The sequence below is a fragment of the Bradyrhizobium sp. USDA 4502 genome (assembly GCF_054063355.1).
Window position 1 is genome coordinate 6,481,197 of sequence record NZ_JBSSGF010000001.1, and the last position, 26,304, is coordinate 6,507,500.

The 26,304-nt window shown below is 59.6% G+C and carries 26 protein-coding genes (1 of these 26 cut by a window edge); 18 read left to right on the forward strand and 8 right to left on the reverse strand.

The features are described from left to right. Positions 1-69 precede the first annotated feature (69 nt). The 6 genes from ACVW1B_RS30310 (at position 70) to ACVW1B_RS30335 (ending at position 5,041) form a co-directional block, all read left to right on the forward strand. Positions 70-717: a hypothetical protein gene (locus ACVW1B_RS30310; protein WP_456822686.1), complete on the forward strand. Its 648-nt coding sequence runs from the start codon at positions 70-72 to the stop codon at positions 715-717. 76 nt (positions 718-793) lie between these two features. After that, positions 794-1,069 (forward strand): hypothetical protein, encoded by a 276-nt coding sequence (locus tag ACVW1B_RS30315; RefSeq protein ID WP_456822687.1) that lies wholly within the window; start codon positions 794-796, stop codon positions 1,067-1,069. A 64-nt stretch (positions 1,070-1,133) separates the two neighbouring features. Further along, entirely contained in the window at positions 1,134-2,222 is a 1,089-nt protein-coding gene (locus ACVW1B_RS30320) for a hypothetical protein (RefSeq protein ID WP_456822688.1), read from the forward strand. Beyond that, positions 2,222-3,832 carry a hypothetical protein gene (locus tag ACVW1B_RS30325; RefSeq protein ID WP_456822689.1) on the forward strand — a complete coding sequence of 537 codons (1,611 nt, stop codon included), beginning with the start codon at positions 2,222-2,224 and terminating at the stop codon, positions 3,830-3,832. The genes ACVW1B_RS30320 and ACVW1B_RS30325 overlap by 1 nt, the downstream gene beginning before the upstream one ends. A gap of 349 nt (positions 3,833-4,181) precedes the next feature. Further along, a complete protein-coding gene (locus ACVW1B_RS30330) occupies positions 4,182-4,658 on the forward strand; it encodes a hypothetical protein (protein WP_456822690.1) in 477 nt (158 codons plus the stop codon). After that, the gene (locus ACVW1B_RS30335) at positions 4,655-5,041 is read left to right on the forward strand and encodes a hypothetical protein (RefSeq protein WP_456822691.1); all 387 of its coding nucleotides are present in this window, start codon (positions 4,655-4,657) and stop codon (positions 5,039-5,041) included. Before ACVW1B_RS30330 ends, ACVW1B_RS30335 begins: the two co-directional genes overlap by 4 nt. 33 nt (positions 5,042-5,074) lie before the next feature. Here ACVW1B_RS30335 and ACVW1B_RS30340 read toward each other — a convergent pair whose 3' ends face one another. Then, positions 5,075-5,563: a glycine-rich domain-containing protein gene (locus tag ACVW1B_RS30340; RefSeq protein WP_456822692.1), complete on the reverse strand. Its 489-nt coding sequence runs from the start codon at positions 5,561-5,563 to the stop codon at positions 5,075-5,077. A gap of 365 nt (positions 5,564-5,928) precedes the next feature. Between ACVW1B_RS30340 and ACVW1B_RS30345 the strand changes: the two genes are divergently transcribed. The 3 genes from ACVW1B_RS30345 to ACVW1B_RS30355 are packed head-to-tail and all read left to right on the forward strand — an operon-like array spanning position 5,929 to position 7,644. Continuing rightward, positions 5,929-6,612: a hypothetical protein gene (locus ACVW1B_RS30345; RefSeq protein ID WP_456822693.1), complete on the forward strand. Its 684-nt coding sequence runs from the start codon at positions 5,929-5,931 to the stop codon at positions 6,610-6,612. Next, positions 6,609-6,815: a hypothetical protein gene (locus ACVW1B_RS30350; RefSeq protein ID WP_456822694.1), complete on the forward strand. Its 207-nt coding sequence runs from the start codon at positions 6,609-6,611 to the stop codon at positions 6,813-6,815. Before ACVW1B_RS30345 ends, ACVW1B_RS30350 begins: the two co-directional genes overlap by 4 nt. After that, positions 6,808-7,644: a hypothetical protein gene (locus ACVW1B_RS30355; protein WP_456822695.1), complete on the forward strand. Its 837-nt coding sequence runs from the start codon at positions 6,808-6,810 to the stop codon at positions 7,642-7,644. Before ACVW1B_RS30350 ends, ACVW1B_RS30355 begins: the two co-directional genes overlap by 8 nt. Positions 7,645-7,778: 134 nt before the next feature. On the opposite strand, the gene ACVW1B_RS30360 is transcribed toward ACVW1B_RS30355, so the two are convergent. The 5 genes from ACVW1B_RS30360 to ACVW1B_RS30380 form a co-directional block, all read right to left on the reverse strand. Then, positions 7,779-8,894 carry a PIN domain-containing protein gene (locus ACVW1B_RS30360; RefSeq protein ID WP_456822696.1) on the reverse strand — a complete coding sequence of 372 codons (1,116 nt, stop codon included), beginning with the start codon at positions 8,892-8,894 and terminating at the stop codon, positions 7,779-7,781. A 92-nt stretch (positions 8,895-8,986) separates the two neighbouring features. After that, entirely contained in the window at positions 8,987-10,237 is a 1,251-nt protein-coding gene (locus tag ACVW1B_RS30365) for an HNH endonuclease (protein WP_456822697.1), read from the reverse strand. Between the two features lie 30 nt (positions 10,238-10,267). Next, entirely contained in the window at positions 10,268-12,595 is a 2,328-nt protein-coding gene (gene hsdR, locus ACVW1B_RS30370) for an EcoAI/FtnUII family type I restriction enzme subunit R (protein WP_456822698.1), read from the reverse strand. Beyond that, complete coding sequence (locus ACVW1B_RS30375) at positions 12,592-13,848, reverse strand: restriction endonuclease subunit S (protein ID WP_456822699.1); 1,257 nt, start codon at positions 13,846-13,848, stop codon at positions 12,592-12,594. Before ACVW1B_RS30375 ends, hsdR begins: the two co-directional genes overlap by 4 nt. Next, the gene (locus ACVW1B_RS30380; RefSeq protein ID WP_456822700.1) at positions 13,845-15,302 is read right to left on the reverse strand and encodes an N-6 DNA methylase; all 1,458 of its coding nucleotides are present in this window, start codon (positions 15,300-15,302) and stop codon (positions 13,845-13,847) included. The genes ACVW1B_RS30375 and ACVW1B_RS30380 overlap by 4 nt, the downstream gene beginning before the upstream one ends. 200 nt (positions 15,303-15,502) lie before the next feature. Here ACVW1B_RS30380 and ACVW1B_RS30385 point away from each other — a divergent pair, with 200 nt between their 5' ends. From ACVW1B_RS30385 to ACVW1B_RS30395, 3 genes are all read left to right on the forward strand, one after another. Continuing rightward, entirely contained in the window at positions 15,503-16,192 is a 690-nt protein-coding gene (locus tag ACVW1B_RS30385) for a hypothetical protein (RefSeq protein WP_456822701.1), read from the forward strand. Further along, entirely contained in the window at positions 16,189-16,788 is a 600-nt protein-coding gene (locus ACVW1B_RS30390) for a PIN-like domain-containing protein (RefSeq protein ID WP_456822702.1), read from the forward strand. Before ACVW1B_RS30385 ends, ACVW1B_RS30390 begins: the two co-directional genes overlap by 4 nt. Before the next feature lie 306 nt (positions 16,789-17,094). Further along, positions 17,095-17,631 carry a DUF4145 domain-containing protein gene (locus tag ACVW1B_RS30395; RefSeq protein ID WP_456822703.1) on the forward strand — a complete coding sequence of 179 codons (537 nt, stop codon included), beginning with the start codon at positions 17,095-17,097 and terminating at the stop codon, positions 17,629-17,631. A 75-nt stretch (positions 17,632-17,706) separates the two neighbouring features. On the opposite strand, the gene ACVW1B_RS30400 is transcribed toward ACVW1B_RS30395, so the two are convergent. Continuing rightward, positions 17,707-18,162: a carboxymuconolactone decarboxylase family protein gene (locus tag ACVW1B_RS30400; RefSeq protein ID WP_028341912.1), complete on the reverse strand. Its 456-nt coding sequence runs from the start codon at positions 18,160-18,162 to the stop codon at positions 17,707-17,709. Positions 18,163-18,272: 110 nt separating this feature from the next. On the opposite strand from ACVW1B_RS30400, the gene ACVW1B_RS30405 reads away from it, so the two are divergent. From ACVW1B_RS30405 to ACVW1B_RS30425, 5 genes are all read left to right on the forward strand, one after another. Then, positions 18,273-19,139: a sigma-70 family RNA polymerase sigma factor gene (locus tag ACVW1B_RS30405; protein WP_253606713.1), complete on the forward strand. Its 867-nt coding sequence runs from the start codon at positions 18,273-18,275 to the stop codon at positions 19,137-19,139. A gap of 64 nt (positions 19,140-19,203) precedes the next feature. Continuing rightward, a complete protein-coding gene (locus ACVW1B_RS30410; protein WP_253606712.1) occupies positions 19,204-20,454 on the forward strand; it encodes a M20/M25/M40 family metallo-hydrolase in 1,251 nt (416 codons plus the stop codon). Between the two features lie 245 nt (positions 20,455-20,699). Beyond that, the gene (locus ACVW1B_RS30415) at positions 20,700-21,374 is read left to right on the forward strand and encodes a GntR family transcriptional regulator (protein ID WP_253606710.1); all 675 of its coding nucleotides are present in this window, start codon (positions 20,700-20,702) and stop codon (positions 21,372-21,374) included. 48 nt (positions 21,375-21,422) lie between these two features. After that, on the forward strand, positions 21,423-22,223 hold the full coding sequence (locus ACVW1B_RS30420; RefSeq protein ID WP_050425629.1) for a phytanoyl-CoA dioxygenase family protein: 801 nt from the start codon (positions 21,423-21,425) through the stop codon (positions 22,221-22,223). A gap of 128 nt (positions 22,224-22,351) precedes the next feature. Beyond that, positions 22,352-23,659, forward strand: coding sequence for an NAD(P)H-dependent oxidoreductase (locus ACVW1B_RS30425; protein WP_253606708.1), 1,308 nt, complete (start codon positions 22,352-22,354; stop codon positions 23,657-23,659). Positions 23,660-23,884: 225 nt separating this feature from the next. Here ACVW1B_RS30425 and ACVW1B_RS30430 read toward each other — a convergent pair whose 3' ends face one another. Further along, positions 23,885-24,970 (reverse strand): NAD-dependent epimerase/dehydratase family protein, encoded by a 1,086-nt coding sequence (locus ACVW1B_RS30430; protein WP_456822704.1) that lies wholly within the window; start codon positions 24,968-24,970, stop codon positions 23,885-23,887. A 308-nt stretch (positions 24,971-25,278) separates the two neighbouring features. Here ACVW1B_RS30430 and ACVW1B_RS30435 point away from each other — a divergent pair, with 308 nt between their 5' ends. Then, on the forward strand, positions 25,279-26,304 hold the 5' portion of the coding sequence (locus tag ACVW1B_RS30435; RefSeq protein ID WP_057017852.1) for a TRAP transporter substrate-binding protein. The gene runs 63 nt beyond the window's last position; 1,026 of the gene's 1,089 nt are visible here — the first part of the coding sequence; it begins with the start codon at positions 25,279-25,281; the stop codon falls past the right edge of the window.

Here is a 26,304-nt window from a genome sequence, read left to right on the forward strand (position 1 = left end):
CATGGGCTCAAGCCCGGATGCCGTCCGACATATCTCAGACCACGCATCTTCCCATGATGGAGCAGTGGCATGCCCGACTCACAATCAATCGTCTTCACCAAGTTCACTGAAGAACAATGGCAAGCCGTTCGCGCGGTTCGTGCTACGTGGCCTGACAACATCGACTGGACGGAGGCCCGGCGCGCACTAGAGTCGGCTGGTCATGAGTACTCGGAAATCGAGAACCTGCGAGAGCAAAGGAGGCGATCAGGAGAATACAAGGAGACCCTGGATACGGCAGAGCGAAACCTCAGGAGCTTCCGGGCGGCGTTATCTCGATTGGAATCTTTATCGCCATCGGGCGATGATTTGAATGGATTACCCGATCCCGGTCGATACGAAGCTCGACTAAAGCATCTACGTGTTCAGTACAATATCTGGTCCGCTCCCTTCAGCGGCAGAAACAACCAAATTCGTGACACCTTGCGCGACCAGCTATTATCCATCTGGGAGATCAAGCTGCATGGGCGACTCGGGTCTTCCAAGAATAAGTTCGACGAGCCAATCGGTCCATTGATCCGATTTCTTGAGGTGACGCTCACCGCGATAATGGGAGAGCCGCCCAGTCCATATACTCTCAGAGACATCATCAACAGAGCAAAGAAACTGCGTGACCGCCGCGCTTCCAAAAAGCGAAAGCCAGCACGAACTTTGCGACGCAAAGTTAAGGAGAGCTGACGGTCCAAAACCCCCCGTCACGCTTTCTCCATAACACTCTACTGCCATCCATGCTGAAAATTGGAGGTCAGCATCAATGGTAGTCAAACCGATCGCTATTAGCGGCAAGGCCGAAAACAAGGTTCTGTCCGACGAGGCGGAAGCCGAGGTGCCGCGCGCCGCCTTCACTATCAAGGAATTCTGCGAAGCCCATCGCATTTCTCCGGCGATGTACTTCAAGCTGCGTGACGCCGGTCTCGGGCCGCGCGAGATGCGCACGGGGCGCCGCGTGACGATCAGCTTCGAAGCGGCGGCGGATTGGCGTCGCGCACGCGAGCATGCACCTCAGGCGACCGAGAACGCGGCGGCCTAGTCGCTAGAAAAGCGGCCCGCCACAGGCCGCCTCTCCAAATCATCATCTAGCATGGAATTTTACGATGTATCTCACCGATAGCAGCGCTGGCGCGTCTGCGCAATACTACCCCACCAACGCGACCGTCGTCGGCCCCATCGAGTTTCTGAAGGCGTTGTTCGCCTACACTGGCGGACCGATCTACACATGCACGTTCACCAACGAGCGCGAGCGCGGCGCCGAGCGCCACGTCATCAGCCGGACGCCCCGGCAAATCACTGCCTTCATCAAGAAGTGGGACAAGGCGGGACGCGGCCTTTTCTTCTGCATCGCCACGCAGAAGGATGCGGCGCAGAAGCGCAACAAGGAGAACTGCCACGAAGTCGGCTTTCTCCATGCCGATATCGATTTCAAGCACGTCGATCCCCTCGGCGCCGATCCGCTCGGCGACGTGTTGCGCCATTTGGGCCGCCTGCGCTGCTTGCCGAGCATCACTGTGGCGTCCGGCGGCGGCGTGCACGCCTATTGGCGTCTCACTGAACCCATGGACACCCGGGATCAGATTGATCGCATCGAAGCGGTGCTCCGTCAGCTTGCGGACCTCGTCGCCGGCGACCTCGCGGTGTGCGAAGTCTCCCGTGTGATGCGCCTGCCTGGCTCGCACAATACGAAGGATGGCGGGTGGAAGGAGGTCAAGGTCACCGACTTCCACCCCGAGCGGCAGTACGAATTCGACGACATCGAGGAATGGCTCAGCGAGCAGTCGCCCGTCATGCTTCGCCGCAATCGTGCGTACGCGAGGACGGCGGGCGAGAACATGGCGGTGGAATCGCAGACGGTGTCCGGCGAGATCGACTTTTTTGCTGAGTACGCCAAGCGGGAAGGGTTCAAGCCGCGCATCAATGTCGGGCAGCGATTGCGCGACATGATGTACATGGCCGGCGGTGACAATTCCATCCACATCACGCAGCGCTCGGTGACCGCATCGCTCCTGAATAGCGGCGTGGACCTCGACGCCGTGGTCGAACGCGTGCTCGTCGCGACGCGGGCCGCTGCGGGCGAGTACGGCGCTCGGTGGAACTGGCGTCGCGAAGAGCGCAAAGTTCGTCAGATGTGTGAGACTTGGCTGAAGAAGCGCTCGCGCCGCAACGACAAGCGCCGGGAGGCCCGGTGATGGACAAGATCGTGGATCGGAGCGCGGCGGCCTCTGACAACGTGGTGGAGTTCCCGCGCGCTGTTGGGGTCGCCAAGGGTGAACTGCATGTAGTTATCGGCGGGGCGGTGCTTGCGCGCATGCACGCAAGCGGCGAGGCGTTGATCAACACAGAGAAGTGTACTTGGCTTTACTCGGGCGGCATTTGGGAGATGCGCACCGACATTAAGGCGTGGTTGGGGGTGCGCATCGAGGAAGCGTGCGAAGGCATGGGCGTCACGAATACGAACGCGCTGACATCAGAAGCCTGCAATCGGATTCTGCGGCGCCCTGAGCTTTGGCGTGATGATGACATCCCCTGGGATCAGCACGGCAAGGTGCCGACGCGGTCGGGTCTCGTCGATCCGCGCACGGGCGAGTTGGAGCCTGCGCGTCCGGATCACTACTGCACGTGGCGCGTCGAGGTCGACTTTGACGCCGACGCCAAGTGCCCGTGGTGGGAGATCATGATCGCCGATGTCTTCGGCGACAGGAAGGCGGGCGAACAAGCCGCGCTCGTGCGCGTCGTCCAGGAGTGCATGGGCGCTGCGCTTATCGATCGCAAGTCGCGCGCGCTGTCGAAGGGATTGGTGTTCTGGGGCGTCGAGAACATCGGGAAGTCTGGCCCGCTCGAAGTCGTCGGTGGCCTTTTCGGCGGTGATCCGATCAGCGCTCCGATCGCGACGGTCGAGACCGCCCACGGTCTCATGCCGTTCGTTAAGCGTCGGCCTTGGGTGCTGCACGAGGCTTTCGATAACAAGTGGCACCTCTCCTCCACGGTGAAATCGATCATCACGCATGATCCGGTGAATATCAACATTAAGAACGGTCCCGTGGTCAGCCAGGTGGTGCGGTCGCCGATCTTTTGGGCGACGAACTTCCAGCCGCAGTTCAAAGAAGCGACGCGCGCGATCGTGAGCCGCATGATTGTCATCGAGGTGTCGCGGCGATTTGACGAGATGAACCCGATCGGCGCCGCCGCTGAGGCGATCCGGCAGGGCTACAGCAAGCCCGGCGAACTCATCATTGCGACCGAGTTGCCGGGCGTTCTCAATTGGGCGATTGCCGGGCTCAAGCGGGCACTGGACCGTGGTTCCATCGAGCAGACCAAATCTATCCGGGAAACCGCCGACGCGATCCACCGCGACAGCAATCTCGTTGCGGGCTTCTTGGAGGAATGTGTCGAGTTCGATCCGATGGCGCGCGTGCGGGTCTCCGATTTCTGTCTCGCGCATTCGGCCTGGTTCATGGAGTTGAAGGGCGAGGATCGGCGCATGCCGACGAATGACGGCATTGGCAAAGCGTTGAAGGCGATCGGCGACGGTCGCATTGGCATGGACAAGGAGATGCGGGACAATCGCAACCGATACTATTGCGGTGTTGCACTTAATAAGCTCGGGCTCGAATACCGCAAAGCCGCCTTGGAGCGGCGCCTGTTCGAAGGGAAAACCGCCATGGCAACGGCGGCGGAATGCGAGGTGAATTCGCTGATCCCGGCGAGTTGGGACGACAAGGAGAGCGTTAAAGCAATGCGGGCGTGTCACGAGCGTGTCACTGCCACGACCCGCGTCACCGATCGAGGTGACGAGTGACGCGAACGGTGGGGTACGAGCATCGCGCGTCACCGCTCACGTCACCGCCGTAACCGGCTGGCATAGTTTGTTCTTTTCGATCCGGTGACGCGAGTGACACGATATCTAAGCATTGCATTGAACATAGAGGTTGAACGGAAGTTTTATGGGGCCGCATGGGTGCAGAAGTGATCTGTCGAAACAGGACGTTTTGCGCGTCATTCACGTCACGCATCACCCCTGGCGACACTTCGGAGCATCGGCGCCGGGGTCCCTCTTGGTCCTCCGGCGAATGCGGTTCGCGCTTGCGCCCCCAGGATGACCAGTCCCAGCATTTCTAACGCCTACAACAACGACAGGGAGTTTAGCCGTGAAATTGATGTCCGCGTTCGGCGCCGCCGACGCGTTGGAACTTGACCGACAAACCGTGCGCCGCGCCTTGCGCCACGTGAGGCCGGACGGCCACGAGAACAAGCAGCCCCGTTGGCGCCTGAAGACGATTATCGACGCCGTCGATCGATACTTCGGGCGGAATAGCGCCGCCGTTGCGCCCACTGCGACCACCGCCCTGGACGCACTCTTTGAGGCATTCGATACCGGCTGTAAGCGCCTCGACGGCTTGCCTAACCTCGAAGTTCGGCGCCGTGAGGCGCGTCGGTTGATGGCGGCGCTGGTCGAGCTTGACGCCGCTATGCGCGCCGATGCCCGCGCGCGCCGTGAGGATGAACTGCGGGCCTCGTTACGATGCGACGAACACTTCCGGATTGCGATGCGGAACTTCGAAAAGCCGTGTGAATGGACGCTGGATGAATGCTGGTCAATTCTGAATGAAGGGGTCGAGCAATGACGGACGACCAAAAGACGCTCGCTGCCGAACTTGACCGGTTGTCCGCTGAAGCCGCGCGGCTTGCGGACCGCGTGCGTCGGCTTGGCCGAACCGCTGACGCGATGGACGATCTTCGCGAGGGCTTGTTCCTGGCCGTCGCTCAGGCGGCTACCGTATGCGCTGTTACCGACCAAGCGATCTACAACTGGATCGATCACGCCGCGCGGATGCGTCGACCAATCGCTGAAAAGCGCGCCAACGTCTGGATCATTGATACGGCGCGGCTTCTCGCATACGTCGACAAGCATCGCGGGGGCGCGTCCGCGCGTGTCAAGGCGGAGCGTCGACTGCGCGAATTCTGGCCGATGTGGTCAGAACCGCAGGAACTGCGTTCGACTGGGTAAAGGAGGAGGGCCTAGTCGGTGTGGGCGAAGTTTTCACCAAGCGGCGCAAGGTGCAACAGTGTCACAGCCTGCCGCGTAGCCCCAAATTGGTGCCGGAATGTGCCCGTAGAATTGTTTTAGGCACTCCTTGGTGTAGCCAGCTATTTCGCCGCCTGCCGCCGCGAGGCCCTGGCTTTTCCCTCCCGGTGCTGGTTCGTGATCTACATATTGACCAAAAACGTTGTTGCACGTCCTTCGATACTTCGGCGTGTTCAAAATAAAGAAATGCCACATGTCGTCGACGGGAAGGGACGGCACAAACGAATATCTGGGGCTTTGAACCAGCAAATTAAGCGACAAGAAGCGCTTCATCTCTTTTTCAATCAAGTGGACTTGAATGGCTCGGCCCGGATAAGCGTTCAAATACGAGGTCTTTTCGTCGTTCAAATCGACATCCTGTAACAACGTCAGTTTGTCGCGAAGCTGTTGTGAAATCGATTTATCCACGCTCTCTAGCAATCCCAAGGGTCCAAGCTGGTCCATTGCACCCTCCCTGAGCAGACGAATTAAATTACGTGGCCAGACTGTACCTAAAGTTGTAGGGATGCAACTTATTTGACGTGCGCTTGTTCTAGCCCAATTGTCGCACCCGGCGGCGACTTAGCTGTTGCGAAAGACCCCGCCCTTTTACAATGGCCAGCGTCTCGTTAACGACAATGCCTGCGTGTGTCTGCGACACCACCCGTTCGGAGCAATGCCAGATTAGCTAAAGCTCGAAATGGCGCCATAGTATGGAACGCTCCAAAATGAATTGCATCGAACGTGGCGTGCTCCACGGAGCGGACCTGCCAAATAAGCTCTCCGCCGCGTAGACTGACGGGATGCGAAATCCTTTCCGAAAATCACCCATGCAGGAACTTGAAACCACCATCGTCTCGCTCACGAAGCGCGGCGAACAGCTTGCCATCAAGCGTATCGCGGCACAGGGGGCGGCGGACACGGCGATCAAGGCCCGCCAGCATGCCTTGCTGTCGGCCGATCTCGACGACCATCGGGCTCTCGACAAGGTGCAGAGTGCCGCCGCGATGGCAAGCATGGACTTGGCGGCGATCGATGATGCGATCACCGTGCTGGCGCAACAGAAAGCAGAAGCCCAGCATCGGCTGGCTGCCGAGCGCGAGCGTATCGGGCGCGCCGCGGCGGCAGAGAAGCTGACTAACCAGGTTGCCGCCATCAAGGCGGCGTTGCCGGGTTACCTTGAGAACTCGCGGGTGCTCGCTGATGCTCTGTCTGAGATTGCTGATTGGCATTTTGAAAGCGACCAAATGGCCAAGTTTGCCCAGAACACGACGGCTCAGATCGAGGTGGCTGCCAACTTCGCACTTTCCGAGTTGGCGGCGATGCCCGATGCGATCCGCGCGGGTCGACAGGCTATCCCGGGGGCGCCGATGTCTATCCCGGGCATTGCTCTCGCCGAGCCCACGGTCGCGCCGCAGATCGAACCCAACCCGGTGCTTCGCGCGGCGAACTTCACCGAGATCGACCGCCGCGACGAAGCGCGTTCAATCCGGATTGAGGTTCCGCGCACATGAAATCTGCGCCTCCCGGTTGGGAGCCTCATAAGATTGTCACGCGGATCGATGGCTGGATTGTCGATCCGAAGAGCGGCGGCCGCCTCCCGGCGGCTGTTCGCGAGGTGATCGCTCGCGCTTCGCCAGCTTCGCGCGACAGCGCTGTCGCAGCTATCCGCTCGCGCATGATCGCGCGGCACAAGAAGGTGCTCGGCTATGTCTGAAAATGTTCCGGCTGAGGAGGGATCAGCGACCTTTCTCGCCAAGGCGGAGGCCGCTGTCGGGGTCGGATTGGTGGCCGATCTCGACGGCGGCCTCGATGTGGAGAATGACGACTACGATCGCTTGCTTGCGTCGCTCGGCCGTACGCTTGAGGACGACGAGCGGATCGCGGTTCACGAAGCTGGGCACGCCGTTTGCGCGCGTCTCTTGGGGCATGAGGTCGGTGGCATTACCGTGAACCCCGACATGGTTCGTGGTTCAGAGGGCTTGTGTTGGGGCGTTGGTCACGCTGAGGCGTTTGCGGAAGGTCGCGGGGATGTCTCCGACGTGCAGGATGCGCTTCGCTCGGTCATGCCGCAAGCGGGCGAAGATCGTCAGCCCGTCGCCGATGTTTTTGCAGGCATCTACGCTCAGTGCATCGAGTTTATGGCAGGCCGGGCGGCGGAACGTATGCTGCTGGAAGGCGAGCCTCCATTGCCTACCGATGATCTCCGGCAAGCGCGAGAGTTGGCTATGTTGATCTGCGCCAGCGAAGACGCGATTGATGCATTCATCGCGCATTGTGACTTCGCTTCGCGTGACACGCTGACGCCTTACGGCGATGTCTTGATGGCGTTGTCGGTCGTTTTGCGGACCAAGCGAACGTTGGATGGCGCCGAGATTGATCGGATCATCCTGGACGTGGAGACGCGCAAGGCGTTGGCAGTTGAGCATCAGCGCCGGGCGGATTGGCGCAAGAGCGAGTTGGCGGCGCGCTGGTTTCGCGGGGAATGTGAACACACAAGCGCCGTGCCGCTGTCGCAGCTTGCTCATAATCAGATGGTGTATTAGGCGGCAGAAATGATCTGAAGGCGCGGCGGATGTACCCGTGTCCCATGATCTTGGATAGCTCCGACGTGCAGGCGTCGGAGCCATTTCTTACGAGGCATTCGGTTGAGCGCAGATATCGTGCACCGGCCAATACCTCATTCCTCATAATCGCGGTCGTCGCTGTAGTCAGGACCGATGTCGCCAAAATCCACTCCATCGATCGCATCTACCAGTTCAACATCGGTAACTTCATAATTCTCGGGAAACTCCCCTTGCAGGGTCATCAGAACGCCAGCCTCGAACGTCATTTCCACTCTGTCGCTGCTCTCACCAAGACGTACCTGATCCCCTTCATCGTACAGGTAATACTTAAACTCAGCTCGAGCTTCAGCAGATATCTCGACAGTTAGCCTAGCGACAATTTCGTCTTCGCCCGTCTGTACGATCTGGAACTCAAAATTGTCGTCGTCAGATTTGACCAGATGCAGGTCCTTGAAACTCATTTCGACGTAGTCGTAGTCGTAGTGATACGCTGAGGTGGCCTCTGCGTATGGGTTCAACTCTCCAACCGCGTCGGCGACGCGCTTTTTCACTTCATCAAGCTCATCGTTTCTAACGCCTTGATCGAATGCGCTGAGCAACTTAGCGACGACCTGGCGCGCACTCTCTGTCTGTTCTTGAAAGCGCTGAAGTGCTTTCGACAAGTCTGTTTCGGTGTCGATCCAATCAGACTTAGCAGAAAAGTCGATCCAACCTTTGTCCTGCGTAATGGCAAGGACCTTCTTTTGGCTCCTCTTCGCCCAATCTTCGAGTGTAATAAGCGCTATCGCGTCAGGGAATTCGTTTTTCTTCTTCTCGCCGATTTCGAACGGCGCCTCTGGCGCGAAGTACATTGCTATTAAGCGCTTCATGTTTGCGCTTTCTGCAGGCACGATTTCGCAGCCGGTCGCCTCAATCCAGCGCTTGAGGCCATTTTTTGCAGCCTCGCGAGGTGGGAGAGCTTTTTCGTTGATCTCGCTCAATGCCTTAAGCGAGGTATCGTCAACGAGCCCCGTTAATTCGCTTCTGCGTATCGCCGATTTTAGTTCTTGCTTCGCGGCTTCAGCTTGCACTGTCAAATGGCGATGCACTTCTCGGACCACGATTTCCGACAAAATGAACTTTGCCGAGCCTTCTTTGAATTGTTTGAGTTGGGCGAGCATTCCTCGTTCAAGGTTTAGCTTCTTCTGATCGAATATGTTTGTGTCGACGGTAACTGCGTCGTACTTCAAGTCCTCGCCCTCCAAGTCGGTCCATACATCGCCGCTAGTTCTTGTATCCCCGTGCTGCCGCTTCGCTGGCAGCGCCCTCTAAGCGTCGACCATCACCCTGAGATGCAGGTTGGTCGCGAACTATTTGGCAGTGGAATTAGCGTATCGAGCTCGCGGCAGGCACCGCCTATGTGCACCATGGCGTGGCAGTTCGCACAGACGATTGCAAGGTCTGCAAGTGTTAGTTTCTTCCCCGACGTGGGGACTTTGCTCAGCGGCTCCCGATGGTGCACGTGAGCGTAGTTGCGACCGATGTCACCATACCGACGAAAGAAATCGAAGCCGCAGCCTTTGACCTCGCAGATCAGACGCCCTTGATTTTTGGCTAGAGCTTGTTCGATCTTCTTTGTTCGAAATTTGTGCTCGCGCCTTCGCTGTGTAATTAGCGCTATGCGCTTCCAAGCCTCGCCTTCATGGGTGCTGTACTCCAGCTCCTGATAGCCTTCGTTCTTCTCCGGCGTCGCCCCGCGCTCCAGAAGGTGTTCACCTGTATCAAAGTCATAGGACGTAACCGCCCAGGCAACATCGTCAAGAATGCGTCCCTTTGCGCCGTCTTTGACCACACTGTCACCGCCGTCAACGACAATGACCCTGATCGGGAGGCCCCGGATGTATGCCTTGGCTACGTATTCATCGGCTCTTTCGGCGCGCCTCACTCGCACCGGATGAGGGTTCTTTGAACGATGACGATAATTCTTGATCTGAAGAATACTTCCGTTCTCTTCCTCCAGTTCATCGTGCCACAAGCACAAGACTACGAATTTATCCGGCTTTTCGAATGCCCATTCGTAGCAGTACTTTGGATTTGCAGCGGGCTGCCCCTTATAGTTTGCCCAATCACTGACATCGATCTTCAGTTCCTTGAGAATATCAAAAACCAAGCGCTTTCGATCTGGACGAAGCCGTGCAAGTGGGTCGATTTCAGTTACAGAAATCAACTTTCGTCCCCTGGGCGTCAGTTCGAAGAGACCCTGTTCACTTTTCCCGATTGTTACGCAACCTGCGTGAAGCATTGCCTTCATCACCCCTCGATCCGGATACATGTACCCGTCTTCGAGAGGAATTCCGGAGCCGTAGAAATGCGGCCCCGCGATTTCAACATAGGCACTTAGATACGCTCTGCTGCGATCGCCATCGAAAGACGGCGTTCCTTTATGAGCAAGCCACCATGCTTCGCTGTTTCCATAGGGGTTTGGCTTCGTTTTCGAGGTCTTATTCGTTGACGCCGGTTTGTTGTCTATCCTTTGACAAAAATTGTCCAATATTGATCTCGCCTCAGAAAACGTTTTAGTCTTAAAGGTCATCGCCAATACTCCAAACTAAATTATAGCTCGTCACCCCGTTGGTTTCGCTGTGCGTTCATAAAGGTGCCGTTGGAAGCCGACGAAGGCGTCCCGGATTACTCCAACGTTGCCGAGCGCTGAGGTGGCGTCATCAATCGTGTGATACTTAAGTTCGAGCAGACGTCCGAGTTTTCCCTGATCTAGTTCGCTTACGCCCTGTTGAACGTACTGCGTCAGAACAAAATCGAGGAACACTTGGAGTTTAGGATCATGCCCGAGCATGATCGCTACGCGACGTTCGTGAACCCGGTCCAGCCGCGTGATTGGCGGGAGCGCGAATGCGATGTAGGCCAGTACATCGAAAACGTCGCTATTGTCGGCGTTGATTATCCGGCCTATCTCGTCCAACTGGTCGGGACCGAAGCCTTTCTCGGAGAGCCCTTGCAGCAGCGCCTTGCGGGTGTCTGGCTTGCTCCACAGGCTTCGCAGTTCGTCCTCGTCCTTGAACATTCGCGGCAACTCGCCAAAGAGCCTCTCGATCATCTGGTTAGCAGATATCGGCTTGCCGTCGGGGCTCCAATAGCTCGTCGCCATCATGTTCTGGATGGTTCGTTCCTTCCCGTCCGCCAGCCTGATCTTGATTTGTGCTGGACGTTCGCGCGGCGGTTCGTCGTCGCCACCCGTCCTCTTGTCGGGCTCCTCCTTTCCCTTTTGTCGCAAGCTTCCGGCCTCCGGCGCAATCGGCTCTCCGTCCCATTCCGGGTCGTTGAAGTGCTCGTATGCCTTCACGAAGTCGTAGATCGTGAAATAGTCCTTGCCGTCGAACAGCCGCGTGCCGCGCCCGATAATTTGCTTGAACTCGATCATGGTCCCGACCGGCCGGAGCAAAACGATGTTGCGCACGTTGCGGGCATCGACGCCGGTTGAAAGCTTCTGCGAAGTGGTCAGGATCGTCGGGATAGTCTTCTCGTTGTCTTGAAACGTGCGTAGCCATTGATCGCCCAACGCACCGTCTTCCGCCGTCACGCGGACGCAGTAGTTAGGATCGCTACTGGTCTTGAACTGGTTGATGGCATCGCGCACCACGCGAGCGTGCTCCTGCGTGGCGCAAAAGACCAACGTCTTCTCGCGCTGGTCTATCTGCTCTATGAATAGTCTCACACGATGACGTTCCCGCTCCGATATTTCGATGATGCGGTTGAACTGCGCTTCGGTGTAACGCTTGCCTTCTTCGACTTGGCCCTCGACGACAGTATCGTCCGGTGTGTAGATGTAGTCGTCGAGGGTGGTCGCTATTTGCCTGACCTTGAACGGCGTCAAAAAGCCATCATTAATGCCGTCCTTCAGTGAATAGGTGTAAACCGGCTCGCCGAAGTAGGCGTAAGTATCGACATTGTCCCGGCGCTTCGGCGTAGCGGTCAGGCCAAGCTGTACGGCTGGTGAGAAATAGTTCAGGATGTCGCGCCAGTTGCTCTCGTCGTTAGCGCCTCCGCGATGGCACTCGTCGATGATAATGAAGTCAAAGAAATCCTTCGGGTAGTCACCGAAATAGGGTGCCGGTTCACCATCTTCGCCAGCGCCGCTCATGAAGGTCTGGAAGATCGTAAAGAAGATGCTGGCGTTCTTCGGCACGCGGCCCTTCTTGCGGATTTCGTCCGGCTTAATGCGCGCCAGCGCATCCTCAGGGAACGCTGAGAACGCGTTGTAAGCTTGATCGGCCAGGATGTTACGGTCGGCAAGAAACAGGATGCGCGGACGCCGTTCCGGCTTCCGCGACAAGTTCCAGCGGCTTTGGAACAATGCCCAAGCGATTTGAAATGCGATGGCTGTCTTGCCGGTGCCGGTGGCAAGCGTCAGGAGAATGCGCTGCTTGCCTACGGCCACCGCTTCCAGTGCATTCTCGATGGCATTGTGCTGGTAATATCGCGTCTGCCAGGCGCCGCCCCGTTCCTCGAATGGCACGGCGGCAAAGCGGTCACGCCACTCGTTCTTCGACTTGAAAACGTCGGCCCAAAGTTCCTCCGGCGTCGGATAACCTTCGACGTAGGCTTCGGCTCCGGTCGCCATATCGACGCGGTAGATACGGCGGCCATTGGTCGAATAAGCAAACCGTGCCTGCAGGCGCTGAGCATATGCCTTCGCCTGCGCGAGACCGTCCGTATCGCCCTTGTCACGCGCCTTGGCTTCGATAACGGCCAGCTTGTGATTGCGAAACGTCAGCACGTAGTCTGCGATCTCGGCCTTACCTCGTCGCCCCGCCCCTTCGATCCGACCGGGGCAGATTTCCTCGCGGCGGACCCGGCTATCGGCAACGACACCCCAACCGGCTGCCTTCAAAGCAGGATCGATCAGCTCGGCGCGGGTCTCGGCCTCGTTCACTCGGCAGCCTCTTCAATGGCCTGTGACAGCGATGAGGTCAGCTTGCCAGAAAACCCCCTGTGCATGATGGCTCGCTTCAACTCTTCAATAATCTTGATCCTACCCTTGTAATTCTCTTCTAGACACCGCGTCTCCTGCAACAGCAAATCCATCTTCTCAATTATTAGCCGTTGTTGCGGTATCGGCGGCAAACGAACAGGCATCCTCTGGATAATGCCCATGTTCAGGCCCGCCATGATTGCGCCTTTCGCTTGTTCGGCCAGGTATGTCCGAGCAACGGGGTGATACAGAAAATAGGCATGTAAAAATTGTGGGAGACATCGCGTCTGGTCGAGAGAAATACAGCAAAGATGCTTTGTATTGATGGCTACAGGAATATCGTCAGGCACGATGGCGCAACGGCCGCAAGTGCCCATTATAGTGATCAGAACGTCGGCTGGCTGGACCTGGTATCGAGAAAGCTGCGCAAACTTTTTTTTCGTAATGAAACGTGGTTTCCCCCACCGGAATTCGTTCATGACCGCATTGTCGATCCCGAGAACGGCTATGCCGCTATCAACAAATTCGCTGTGCAACAGTTGGCTCCCGAACGGCCCTGTCCTTATTGAGCCCTTCTCAGCTAGCGCTAGCTCTGCAACTGTCGTTACTTGCCAGTCCTGCTCATCGGCATTGCCGAAAACATCGGCAACCAACGCGGCTTCGAACAACTCGCGGGCGTTCTCCAGATTTTTTTCGGCATTGACGGTCGCGGCCGTTAGTCCCGCAAAGGTCTCGTCCAGAATATCAACAATGCTTTGTTGCTGGTCGCGTGGGGGAAGAGGAATAGGCACTTCCTTCAGCTTGCCTCCTGAAAGCTCCTTAAATGTTGCCCCGGTTCCCAGCTCGTTAAGCAATCCGACAATGCTCTTGAGATAGTAGAAAAGATATTTGTAATCGAGGTCGGGTTTAGGCACCAATCCTTTGCAGCCTTGATTGGTAGCCATCGGCGCGGTGTTGATCACCAAGTGACCTATGGGAGCGCGGGACGATAAAATTACAGAATGGACCGGCAGCAAGTTTGCGGCTGCCAACCCCGCGTCCGTAAGCTGCCTTTCCGTTTCTGCGATATAGGGATCACTTCGTCCGCCCATTTCTGCCGGCGTAATCCACATGTGCGGCCCGCCCCAATTGGCCGCCACTCCCGTTTTCGGGGTTCCGCCATTTACTACGTCGCAGACTTCCCCAATCGTAGCTCGACGCCAGCGCTCCGTCACAGCGCGCTCCCAATTCGCGCGAGGATTTTGGCACTTTCCGCATCAAGTGCCGCCATCTCGGCGATAATGTCCTTGGGGTCGCGCGGCACTACCACGTCGGACTTGTTCGGGTTCTTCACCGTTAGGTCGTAGGTCGTCTTGTTGATGCTCTTAATCTCAACGGACCACGAATTTTCGCTATCTTTGAATTGCGCTTGCAGAGCGACGAAATCCTTCAGGTCGCCATCGTTGAGCGGATTGGTCTTTCCGAGATTGCGGCCTGGATCGAGCTTATAGAACCAGATTCTCTGAGTTGGAGCGCCCTTAGCGAAGAACAGCACCACGGTTTTGACACCCGCTCCGTGAAACGTACCCGCAGGCATGTCCAGCACTGTGTGAAGGCTGCAGTTCTCCAAAAGCTCTTTGCGTAGCCCAACCGACGCATTGTCAGTGTTTGACAAGAACGTGTTCTTGATAACGATAGCTGCTCGGCCTCCCGCCTTCAGAGACTTAATGAAATGTTGAAGAAATAGGGATGCCGTCTCGCTGGTCTTGATCGGGAAGTTCTGCTGAACCTCCGCGCGCTCCTTGCCACCAAATGGTGGATTAGCCAGCACTACGTCAAAGCGTTCCTTGTTCTGGATGTCGCTGATATTCTCAGCGAGGGTGTTGACGTGGACGACGTTCGGCGCCTCGATGCCGTGCAGGATCATGTTCATGATGCCGATTACGTAGGCGAGGCTCTTCTTCTCCTTGCCGAAGAATGTCTTCTCCTGAAGCGTCTTGAGGTCCTTGGTCGAAAGCTTGGCGCGCTCGTGGGTCAGATATTCAAATGCCTCGCATAAGAAGCCAGCCGAGCCACACGCGCCATCATAGATGCGCTCGCCGACCTGCGGCCCGACTACTTGGATCATCGCTCGGATCAGGGGACGAGGCGTGTAGTACTCGCCGCCGTTTCGTCCCGCATTGCCCATGTTGCGAAGCTTCGCCTCATATAGATGCGATAGCTCGTGTTTTTCCTGCTGCGATCGGAAGCTGAGTTGATCGACGAGTTCAAGCGCATCGCGCAACGAATAGCCACTGCGAAACTTGTTTTCGATTTCGGAGAAGATTTCGCCAATCTTGTATTCGATTGTGTTCGCGCCTTCCGCTCGGGTGCGGAAGCCTTTCAGGTAGGGAAACAGCTTGTCGTCGACATACGCGATGAGGTCATCGCCGGTCCTCGCCTTGTCGTGGTCGAACGTGCCGTCTTTTTTCTTGGGCGCAGCCCACACGGACCAGCGGTGTTTTGCGTCGATAATCGGCTGGTATGTTTTGCCCTCCAACTCGGCCTTCTGCTCATTGGCCCGCTCAAGATCATCAAGATACTTGAGAAACAAAATCCACGAGGTCTGCTCGGTGTAGTCCAGTTCCGTGGCGCAACCGGCCTCTTTCCACAGAACATCGTCGATGTTTTTAAAAGTTTGTTCGAACACGTATTGGTCCCCCATTTGCTTTGCTTTTATCGAAACGCCGACAGGCAGTCACCGTCCAGATAGGGGCGTTGGAAGGTTACCGCGCGGCCGGGGTGAGAAAAGTCATCCCTGGCAAAGCTTAGCCTTTAGTCCGATTTGCCAACAAGTCCTGATTTAGTGCATAAGAGAGTTGCACGCATACCGGGTGCACGGCTCGCCAGATGGAAAAGACCTCCAAGCCAGATCTGCTGGAGACGGGGATTTACACAATCCCCGAGGTCGCTGAGCTTGTGCAAGCGCCGCAGGACACAGTTCGGGTCTGGGTTGAGGGACATACCGGCAAGCAACTTGCCGTGATCGACAATCAGCTCGGCCGGGTCGGCGGCAAGGTCGCTGTGAGTTTCACCAATCTCATGGAATTGCGTTTCGTAGCGACGTTCGCAAATGCGGGTGTTGGCTTGCGCGAAATCCGCAAGATCATGGATGAAGTGAAGGAAACGTTAGAACATCCACACCCGTTCGCCACGCATACGGTCTTCAAGACAGACGGCAAGAAAATTGTTGCTGAAATCGCTCAACGCAACGGCGTGAGCATTTATGATCTTCGCACCAAGAACTTTGAAATGCTTGCAGTCGTGATGAAGTCATTGAAGGACGACATCACGTATGACCCACAGGGCGACGCAATTTCGTGGAGACCACGGCCAAGGATAGCGCCGAATGTCATCGTACACCCGCATTTTTCGTTCGGGCGCCCCGTCCTGAGAGCTAGCCGAATTCCGACCGCAACGTTGGCACAATCCGTGAAGGTCGAAGGAAGCGTGGCGTTTGTGGCTGACATTTTTGAAGTGCCCGAACGTCAAGTCCGTGAAGCTGTGAAATTTGAGCAAGAACTGCGCAAGGCTGCTTGAAAATAGCGTTTGACGAGAATGTTCCAATTGCAATGGTCAAAGTCTTCCAGACTTTCGCCAACGAACGCCAATTAAAGCGGAAGATCGGCGCGTTTGAGATTACGAGCGCCAAGCAGTACACGCCGAAGCAGGCCGACGGCGATTACCTCAAGAAGAACGATGCGCCATGGATCAAGAGGTTTGCTGATGCGGGCGGCAAGGTAATCATTTCCGGTGATACGGAAATGCGATACGTGCCGCACGAAAGGTTGGCACTCATTCAAGCCGGAATGCTAGTTTTCTTCTTCGATGGAAAATGGAGTCAGTGGGACTTCTTCCGCAAGTGCTCTCTATTGATCCACCATTGGCCAGCCATCGCAAATCGTATCAAGCGGGGGAAAGCTCCTGGCTTTTGGCACATTCCGCTCAGCTGGCACGAAAAGGCTAAGTTGCGCAAAGTATCGACTGCCGATCCCAAGGCACTTAAATTGGAACGCAAGACTAGACCCCGACGTCCTGCTCGTAGCTCGCCTTTGATGACCAAGACAGAAGAGCCTCTGTCTAGGCGTCAGCCCACCTTGTTCGACTTGATGACTGCACCCGCCAAAGCAAAGTGAACCGCCGACCACATGACAACCTTCATCATCGATTGCCCGCGTTGCAGAGCCAAGGTGGGGGCCGAACAGGGAGTTCACGTCGATAGCTCGTACTACGACGACGACGCAGGAGAGCCGTATGGCCATCGCATCTCGGTCGGAAAGTGCCCACATTGTAAGATTGTCTTGGTGGGCCGCTCGGAGCAGTCCCGTTTCATTGGATACGAGGGGTCCGAATACGATGTATACGGCGACGTAGTCAGGGTGTATCCCAGCCCGCCGAAAGCATTTACGAGCTATCGCATACCAAGGACGCTCCGCCAATCCTTGCTCGAAGCTGACCTATCCCTCCAAGTGGGAGCAAACATTGCTGCTTGCATGATGCTTGGCCGCGCTCTCGAAGCACTGTGCCGCGATGTTCTTGAGCCGAAGGAAGGCAAACCCGCTGCAGCTTCAGCGGGAGCTGCATCAAATCGGAAAAGGTACCTCATGCTTGGAGAGGGCATCCGGCAGTTGCACGAGCGGAAAATTATTGATGAGCGACTGTATGAGTGGAGCCAGAGCCTTCACGCAATTCGAAACCTGGTCGCTCATCCGGAAGACATCACTGTTTCGCGCGATGACGCTGAGGATTTGCAGGCGTTCGTCAACGCGATTACTGAGTACGTCTATGATCTAACTGACCGCTATGAGGAATTTAAAGAGCGACAGGTGGAGAAGAAGAAGCCGCGAAAGTCCATCGCGGACATGTTTGGCGGCGTTTTGTCAACGCTGGCTGCCCAACAACCGGCTGAACGGCCACCCGCTACTCCCGAGCCCAAGCCCGGAGACGATAAGGACACTGTAGGGACGCCGCCAATCTAATTAATTGATTTTTATAGTATTTTAGGCACGAAACCTCTCCCACAAGGGGAGAGGCGAAGTAAGAAAGCTACTCTCTCACACCTTCCAGGCGCCGACCGGCTGGCGCACCGCGACGTTCAGCCGGTTCCAGACGTTGATCGCTGCGATGCCCAGCACCAGCGACGCGAGCTGCTGCTCGTCAAAATGCTTGGCCGCCTCGTCCCACACCGCATCCGTCACCGGATCCTCGCGGTCGCTGAGCCGGGTCACCGCTTCGGTCAGCGCCAGCGCGGCGCGCTCGGCCTCGGTGAAATACGGCGCGTCGCGCCAGGCACCGACCGCGAACAGCCGCTCGTCAGTCTCGCCGGCACGCCGGGCGAGCTTCGGATGCATATCGACGCAGACGCTACAGCCATTGATCTGGCTGGCGCGCAGATGCACCAGTTCCAGCAGCTTTTCCGGCAATGCCGGCTTGGTGCTCTCGCTCAGCGCCTGCAACGCCTTCATGGCCTCGGGAACAACCATCACCGGGTGGTTCATGCGGGCTTTCATCATGTCATTCTCCTGATTTGTCCTTTGACGCCGCTGCGCCGATCTGTTGTCACATCGGCGCAGTTTCGTTCGTCATGGCCATGACGGAGCGGACAAAGGGAATGTGACCGATGGACGAGAAACAATTTCTGGCCGAGCAGTTCGAGGCCAACCGGCCGCGCTTGCGGGCGGTGGCCTATCGCATGCTGGGCTCGACCGCCGAAGTCGACGATGCCGTGCAGGAAACCTGGCTGCGGCTCGGCCGCACCGACGCTGCTGCGGTCGACAATCTCGGGGGCTGGCTGACCACGGTGATCGCGCGCATCTGTCTCGACATGCTGCGCTCGCGCAAATCGCGCCGCGAGGAGCCGATCGGCCCACATGTGCCGGAGCCGATCGCGGACAATCCGTCCGAGCGCGAGACCGAGATGGCCGATTCCGTCGGCGCCGCGCTGCTCGTGGTGCTGGAAACGCTGGCGCCGGCCGAGCGGCTGGCTTTCGTGCTGCACGACATGTTCGCGGTGCCGTTCGAGGAGATCGCGCCGATCGTCGGGCGCACGCCGGCCGCCGCGCGGCAGCTCGCCAGCCGTGCCAGGCGTCGCGTGCAGGGTACGCCGCCCGCACCGGATGCCGATCTCAGCCGGCAGCGCGGCATCGTCGAGGCCTTTCTTGCCGCATCCCGCAACGGCGACTTCGAAGGGCTGCTGGCCGTGCTGGCGCCCGACGTCGTGGTGCGCGCCGATCAGGCCGCACAGCGGCTCGGCTCGCTGCCGGTGATCCGCGGCGCCGCAGCGGTTGCCGAAAGCTTCAAGGGACGCGCGCAGGCGGCGAAAGCCGCTCTGGTCGACGGCGGGATCGGCGTTGCCGTCATCTTCGGCGGCGCGCTGCGCATTGTGCTGCGGGTCACGATCTCAGGCGACAGGATCGCAACGATCGACGCGACCGCCGACGCCTCGGAGATCGAGACCTTCGATGTCGAGGTGCTCGAGCGCAGCTGACACAGCTGGAGGCAGCAAAGTCGCAATGCTAGTGTCTCCCTGCATCTGCGCAGGGAGGACGATCATGAAACTATCCATCAAATTGCTCGCGTCGGCCGGCCTGCTCGCCCTTGCCTCCTCCTCCGCTTTAGCCGCCGCAGACGAAAAACTACGTGCGGCCGCCGAGCAGGCCCAGCCGGCGGTGATCGAGAGCCTGCACGACATGGTGCTGATCGAATCGGGCTCCAGCGATGTCGAAGGCCTGAAGAAGATGGCCGACTACACCGAGGCACGGCTGAAGGCGCTCGGCGCCAAGACCGAACGCCGCAAGACCACGAAGGGCGCCGGCGCCGACATGGTGATCGGCACCTTTGAGGGCACCGGCACGAAGAAGCTGATGCTGATCGCGCATATGGATACGGTGTATGAGCACGGCATCCTCGACACCCAGCCCTACAAGGTCGACGGCAACAGGATCTATGGACCCGGCATTGCCGACGACAAGGGCGGCATCGCCGTCATCCTGCATTCACTGAAGATCCTGAACGATGCAGGCTGGCGCGACTACGCCAAGCTCACGGTGTCGTTCAATCCGGATGAGGAGGTCGGCTCGATCGGCTCCGGCGAGATCATCGCCGAGCTCGCCGACCAGCACGACGTGGTGCTGTCCTTCGAGCCGACGGTGGCGCCGCCGGTCGCGAAAAATGAAAGCCTGCTGCTCGGCGCCAGCGGCACCGCCACCGGCACGATCGATGTGAAGGGCAAGGCCTCGCATGCCGGCGCCGCGCCGCAGCTCGGCCGCAACGCGCTGATCGAGCTCGCGCATCAATTGCTGCAGACCCAGGACGTTGCGAAATCGATTCCGGGCACGCAGCTGAACTGGACCACCGCGAAGGCCGGCACCGTGCGCAACCAGATCCCCGATCACGCCACCGCCGGCGCCGACATCCGCCTCACCATTCCCGACGGCGTGCAAAAGCTGCAGGCCGCGCTCGACGAGAAGGCGAAGAACAGACTGATCGCGGACACCGAGGTGACCGTGAAGGTCGTCGCGGGCCGTCCGCCCTTCGTCGCCGATGATCGCGGCCGCGCGCTCGCCAGACAGGGACAGGCGATCTACACCGAGCTCGGGCGCACGCTCGACATCGCGGAAATGACCGGCGGCGCGACCGACGCCGGCTACGCCGCGCGCAGCGGCAAGGCCGTTGTGGTCGAAAGCTTCGGCCTCGCCGGCTGGGGCTATCACGCCCGCGACGAATACATCGACACCAACTCGATCGTGCCGCGGCTCTATCTGATGATGCGGACGCTGATGGAGCTGGGCAAGGCGAAGTAGCGTTTCCGAAAAACTCGTCATGCCCGGGCTTGTCCCGGGCATCCGCGTCTCTGGTCCCACATCAAAAAAGACGCGGACGGCTGGCCATCACGACGTTGGGACGGCTGCCGCAGCGCGGCCCGGTCAAAACCGCCCCATTCTCAATCGCTTATCGTGGTCGCAAACCGGGGCCTTGACCGCTCCTGCAACCCGCAGTAGCCTCCTTTTCGAACACGGAATTCCGTATTCCAAACTGGACAGTCGGTATGATCCCGTTGGACCCGCTTCCAAACCTCATCGACCAGGTTTACGGGCGATTGCTCGAAGCGATCATCGACCGCACGCTGCTGCCTGGTCAGCGCATCACCCAGAACGAACTTGCCGATCGGCTCGGCGTCTCGCGCCAGCCGATTTCGCACGCGCTGCATCTGTTGCATCGCCAGGGCCTCGTCGCGGAGAGCGGCAGACGCGGCTTCGAGGTGACGCAGCTCGATCCGCAGCGCATCCGCGAACTCTATGAAGTCCGCGGCGCCATCGATGCGCTGGCGGCGCGGCTTGCCGCTGCGCGTGTAAAGGAAGATGCCGCGGCACGTACGCAGCTCGAAGCCGCGCTCGAAGCCGGACGCGCGATTGACGACGGCACGCCGCTGGCGCGCCTGATCGCACTCGACGTCGATTTCCACAGCGCGATCTATCGCCTCGCCGGCAATTCCGCGATCGAGGAGATGATCGCGCCGCAATGGCCGCATATGCGCCGCTCGATGGCGACCGTGCTCGCCGAGCTCGATTACCGCGGCAGCGCCTGGACCGAGCACGAGGCCATCGCCGCACATGTTTTTTCCGGCAATGCCGCAGCGGCAGAAGCCGCGGCGCTGGCGCATGCGCAGACGGCAGGACGGATGACCGAGGAGAAGCTGAGGGCAATCGACGTGGCGGCGTGACGTTCACGCATCGCCCCGGAATGACAATAACAACAGGAGGAAAGCACCATGAAACTGACCCAAGAGCAGGTCGAATTTTTCCATCGCGAAGGCTGGCTGTTCCTGCCCGAGCTGTTCAGCCAGGAAGAGGTCGATTTCCTCGCGCGCGAGGCAGTCTCGATCTATGACGCCAATCGCCCCGAGGTGTGGCGCGAGAAGAGCGGCGCGCCGCGCACGGCCTTCGCCGCGCATCTCTACAATGAGGCGTTCGGCACCCTCGGCGCGCATCCGCGCATGATCGACCCCATCGAGCAGCTGTTCGGTGAGAAGGTCTACATGCATCAGTTCAAGATCAACGCGAAGGCGGCCTTCACCGGCGACGTCTGGCAGTGGCACCAGGACTACGGCACCTGGAAGCGCGATGACGGCATGCCGGAGCCGCGCGCGATGAACATCGCGATCTTCCTCGACGAGGTGATGCCGATCAACGGCCCCTTGATGCTGGTGCCGCAGAGCCAGACCGCGGGCGATCTGAAAGCCTCGCACGATCTCGAAACCACATCCTATCCGCTGTGGACGCTGGACGAGGAAACCGTGACCCGCCTCGTGAAGCAGGGCGGCATCGTCGCGCCGACCGGCAAGCCCGGCGGCATGCTGATGTTCCACGGCAATCTGGTGCACGGATCGAGCGGCAACATCACGCCCTACCCGCGCAAGATCGTCTACCTGACGCTGAACGCGGTCTCGAATTACATCCGCACCCCGACGCGGCCCGACTACATTGCGCACCGCGACTTCACGCCGATCCAGACGGTTGCCGACGACGCGCTGCTGCGGCTCGCCCGTGCACCGCGGCAGGCGGCAGAGTAAAGTCTTCGACCGTCATTCCGGGGCACGCGAAGCGTGAACCGCAGATGCAATTGCGCATCGGGGAATCTCGAGATTCCGGGTTCGACGCTACGCGTCGCCCCGGAATGACTCTCTAATTGGAAAGCATCATGAACCTGCATCACCTCCTCAAAACCCGCGCCGCCGCCGGCAAGCCGGTGCGCGTTGTCCTGATCGGCGCCGGAAAATTCGGCTCGATGTTCCTGTCGCAGGTGCCGCACACGCCGGGGCTTGAAGTGCCCGTGATCGTCGATCTCGACCGTGACCGCGCGCGCGAGGCGTGCCGCACGGTCGGCTGGGACGACGCGCGGATCAGCGCCACCACCTTCACCGACGACGGTGCACGTGCGATCGCCGGCGGCGCATTCGATGTCGTGGTGGAAGCGACCGGCAATCCCGCCGTCGGCATCCGCCATGCCCGCGCGGCGATTGCCGCCGGCAAGCATGTCGTGATGGTCAATGTCGAGGCCGATGTGCTGGCGGGGCCGCTGCTCGCCGAGGAGGCACGCAAGGCCGGCGTGGTCTATTCGCTGGCCTATGGCGACCAGCCGGCGCTGACGGCCGAGATGGTCGACTGGGCCCGCGCGACAGGCTTCCGCGTCGTCGCTGCCGGCAAAGGCACGAAGTACCTGCCGGCCTATCACGACGTCACCCCGGACGGTGTGTGGCAGCATTACGGGCTCACCGCCGGCGAGGCGCAATCCGCCGGCATGAATCCGCAGATGTTCAACTCCTTCCTCGACGGCACCAAATCCGCGATCGAGATGGCGGCGATCGCCAATGCCTGCACCCTCGACGTGCCGTCGGAGGGATTGCTGTTTCCGCCCTGCGGCGTCGACGACCTGCCGCATGTGATGCGGCCGCGCGACAAGGGCGGCGTGCTTGAGAAATCCGGCATCGTCGAAGTGGTGTCGTCGCTGGAGCGCGACGGCCGTCCGGTGTTTCGCGATCTGCGCTGGGGCGTCTATGTGGTGCTGGAGGCGCCCAACGATTATGCCGCCGATTGCTTCAAGCAGTACGGCCTCAAGACCGACGCCTCCGGCCGCTATGCGGCGATGTACAAGCCGTATCATCTGATCGGACTCGAGCTGAACATTTCCGTGCTGTCGGCGGCGCTGCGCAACGAGCCGACCGGGCAGCCGCGCGGCTTCCGCGGCGACGTCGCAGCGGTGGCCAAGCGCAATCTGCGCGCCGGCGAGATGCTCGACGGCGAGGGCGGCTACACCGTGTGGGGCAAGCTGATGCCGGCCGCCGCCAGCCTCGCCGCCGGCGCATTGCCGATCGGGCTTGCGCATCGGGTGAAGCTGAAGAACGACGTCGCCCATGGCGCTGTCGTGCGCTGGAGCGATGTCGAGGTCGACGAGAGCAACGATACGATCAAGACGCGCAAGGCGATGGAAGTAGCATTCTCGCGGTAGCGCTTCTCGCTAACTCGTCGGCCAACTCACAGCGCGAGCTGTGCTCTTCACCTCTCCCCGCGCTTTGCGGGGAGAGGTCGGATCGCATCGAAGATGCGATCCGGGTGAGGGGCGAGGCGCGGTGCTCAACAAGTTCTGTTCTGCCTGCCGGATAGAAGCCCCTCACCCCAACCCTCTCCCCGTAAGAACGGGGAGAGGGAGTAGAGAGAGCGCGGGCAGAACGACTTACGGCAGCAGCCGGCTCGCCTTCGCCAGCCTGAACCACTTCCGGAACATGGCTTCCGTATCCATCATCTCGGTGAAGCCGGCCTGGTTGATCTTCACCGTCGAGACGATCGACGGCGGACCAGCTTCAGTCTGTCCGTAGCGCATGCTGTAATCGGCATATTGGAACGACAGGCCGACGAACTCCTCCAGGCCGGGCGCGATCAGGTCGTGCATCCTGCGCAATTCGTCCCACTGCTCGATCCATTTCGGATATTCCTGCGCCAGCGACAGCGGCACGTGCCGGCCCGGCGTCATCTCGAGCGCGTCCGAGACCGCCGGCCAGATATTTTCCCAGGTGAAGACGTCGCCATTGGTGACGTTGAACGCTTCATTGCGCGCAGCCTCGGCGTCGCCCGACCAGGCGATCGCGCGTGCCAGCAGATCGACATCGACCGCTTGCGCGACGCGCGGCGCGCCGCCCGGATAATCCAGCGGCCTGCCCTGCGCGCGCAGCACCGCCGCATAGACGCCGAGCGGCGGGATCAGGTCCATCGCGCCGCCCATGGCTTCGCCGATGATCAGGACCGGGCGCAGGATGCTCCAGTGCCAGTTCTTGCCCCGCTGCAGCTCGCGCAAGAAATTCTCCTGTGCCCAATAGAAATTCGGCTGCTCGTACATCTCGGAACGGCCCTCGCGCGCCGGCACCGTGAGCGGCCGGACATGCACGCCATAGGCCTTGGTGCCCTGCAGCAGCGCGACATGCTTAAGATCGGGCGCGACGGGTTCGAGCACGCCCATCAAATTCCGCAGCATCCGGTCGTTGGTTTCGATCTGCCCGGCATCGCGCCAGCCATCGACCAGGCTGGGCGCCTCATAGAGCGCGGCGTAGATCAGGTGCGTTGCGCCGGCGAGCTCGGCCGCGGCGCGACGGCAATCCTCCGCGCTGGTGAGATCGATTCGCACATGCCGTGCGCCGTAGAGATCGCGTGGCTTGCGGCGCGACAGCGCAATGCGCTCGCAATCGTCGGATGCGCCGAAGTGTCGCAAGGCGGCGTTGCCCACGAGGCCGGTTGCGCCGGCAACCACGATTTTCTTGTTGGCCATGTCCTTGAACTCCCATCAACCCACCCGCCCTGCGTAGCAGATCGCAGCAGGGCCGGCAGCCATCGCGGCGGGTATCGGATGAGACCGACAGCGCCGATTGTCCTTCGCACCTGCAACGAAGGCAGGCGCTTGATTTCCTCCGGCAAACGATCATCCTGACCGGCGGAACCGGAAACTCGGATTTCCACAACAAGAGCCCGTCGAGGGCCACCGGACACATTCATCACAGAACGTCGATCGATCGGCGAAGAAAGACGACACCAAGATCGTTCCCCTTGTCGAGGTATCGGCACACAGGAGGGATACGCATGAAACGTCGTGAATTCTTGAAGGCAGGCGGCGTCGGCCTGGCTGCGACGGCGGTCGCCGCGCCCGCGGTCGCGCAATCGATGCCGGAGGTCAGGTGGCGGCTCGCGGCGAGCTGGCCGAAGGCACTCGATACGCTCTATGGCGGGTGTGAATTCTTCTGCAAGCGCGTCGCCGAGATCACCGACAACCGCTTCCAGATCCAGCCGTTCGCCGCCGGCGAGATCGTGCCCGGCTTGCAGGTGCTGGACGCCGTCTCCAACGGCACGGTCGAGATGGGCAATACCGCGCTGTATTACTACTGGGGCAAGAATCCCGCCTTCACCTTCGGCACGTCGCTGCCGTTCGGCCTCAACACGCGCCAGCACATTTCCTGGCTGCAATGGGGCGGCGGCACCGACCTGCTCAACAATTTGCTCGCAGAATTCAACTGCATCGGCATTCCGACCGGCTCGACCGGCGCCCAGATGGGCGGCTGGTTCCGGAAGGAGATCAAGTCGATGGCGGATTTCCAGGGCTTGAAATTCCGGGTCGGCGGCTTCGCCGGCACCATCATCGCCAAGGTCGGCGGGGTGCCGCAGCAGATCGCGGGCGGCGACATCTATCCGGCGCTGGAAAAAGGCACCATCGACGCCGCCGAATGGGTCGGGCCGTATGACGACGAGAAGCTCGGCTTCGTCAAGGTCGCGAAGTTCTACTACTACCCCGGCTGGTGGGAAGGCACCGGCCAGGGCCACAATGTGATGAACAAGGACAAGTGGAACGCGCTGCCGAAGCACTATCAGGCAGCGATCCAGGCGGCTTCCGAGGACACCTTCACCTGGGTGACCGGCAAATATGACGCGGTCAACCCGCCGGCGCTGAAGCGCCTGATCGTGGCCGGCGCGCAGTTGCGACCATTCCCGCAGGAGGTGCTGGAAGCCTGCTACAACGCGGCCAACGAGATCTACGCGGATCTTTCCAAGAGCAATCCGCATTTCGGCAAGATGCATGCGAGCCTGGCCGCCTATCGCAACGAATCGCTGGCC

Coding starts and splice junctions, on each gene's coding strand:
- ACVW1B_RS30310 (WP_456822686.1), top strand. CDS start 70: ATGCCCGACTCACAATCAATCGTCTTCACCAAGTTCACTGAAGAACAA.
- ACVW1B_RS30315 (WP_456822687.1), top strand. CDS start 794: ATGGTAGTCAAACCGATCGCTATTAGCGGCAAGGCCGAAAACAAGGTT.
- ACVW1B_RS30320 (WP_456822688.1), top strand. CDS start 1,134: ATGTATCTCACCGATAGCAGCGCTGGCGCGTCTGCGCAATACTACCCC.
- ACVW1B_RS30325 (WP_456822689.1), top strand. CDS start 2,222: ATGGACAAGATCGTGGATCGGAGCGCGGCGGCCTCTGACAACGTGGTG.
- ACVW1B_RS30335 (WP_456822691.1), top strand. CDS start 4,655: ATGACGGACGACCAAAAGACGCTCGCTGCCGAACTTGACCGGTTGTCC.
- ACVW1B_RS30340 (WP_456822692.1), bottom strand. CDS start 5,563: ATGGACCAGCTTGGACCCTTGGGATTGCTAGAGAGCGTGGATAAATCG.
- ACVW1B_RS30345 (WP_456822693.1), top strand. CDS start 5,929: ATGCAGGAACTTGAAACCACCATCGTCTCGCTCACGAAGCGCGGCGAA.
- ACVW1B_RS30350 (WP_456822694.1), top strand. CDS start 6,609: ATGAAATCTGCGCCTCCCGGTTGGGAGCCTCATAAGATTGTCACGCGG.
- ACVW1B_RS30355 (WP_456822695.1), top strand. CDS start 6,808: ATGTCTGAAAATGTTCCGGCTGAGGAGGGATCAGCGACCTTTCTCGCC.
- ACVW1B_RS30365 (WP_456822697.1), bottom strand. CDS start 10,237: ATGACCTTTAAGACTAAAACGTTTTCTGAGGCGAGATCAATATTGGAC.
- ACVW1B_RS30385 (WP_456822701.1), top strand. CDS start 15,503: ATGGAAAAGACCTCCAAGCCAGATCTGCTGGAGACGGGGATTTACACA.
- ACVW1B_RS30400 (WP_028341912.1), bottom strand. CDS start 18,162: ATGAAAGCCCGCATGAACCACCCGGTGATGGTTGTTCCCGAGGCCATG.
- ACVW1B_RS30405 (WP_253606713.1), top strand. CDS start 18,273: ATGGACGAGAAACAATTTCTGGCCGAGCAGTTCGAGGCCAACCGGCCG.
- ACVW1B_RS30410 (WP_253606712.1), top strand. CDS start 19,204: ATGAAACTATCCATCAAATTGCTCGCGTCGGCCGGCCTGCTCGCCCTT.
- ACVW1B_RS30415 (WP_253606710.1), top strand. CDS start 20,700: ATGATCCCGTTGGACCCGCTTCCAAACCTCATCGACCAGGTTTACGGG.
- ACVW1B_RS30420 (WP_050425629.1), top strand. CDS start 21,423: ATGAAACTGACCCAAGAGCAGGTCGAATTTTTCCATCGCGAAGGCTGG.
- ACVW1B_RS30425 (WP_253606708.1), top strand. CDS start 22,352: ATGAACCTGCATCACCTCCTCAAAACCCGCGCCGCCGCCGGCAAGCCG.
- ACVW1B_RS30430 (WP_456822704.1), bottom strand. CDS start 24,970: ATGGCCAACAAGAAAATCGTGGTTGCCGGCGCAACCGGCCTCGTGGGC.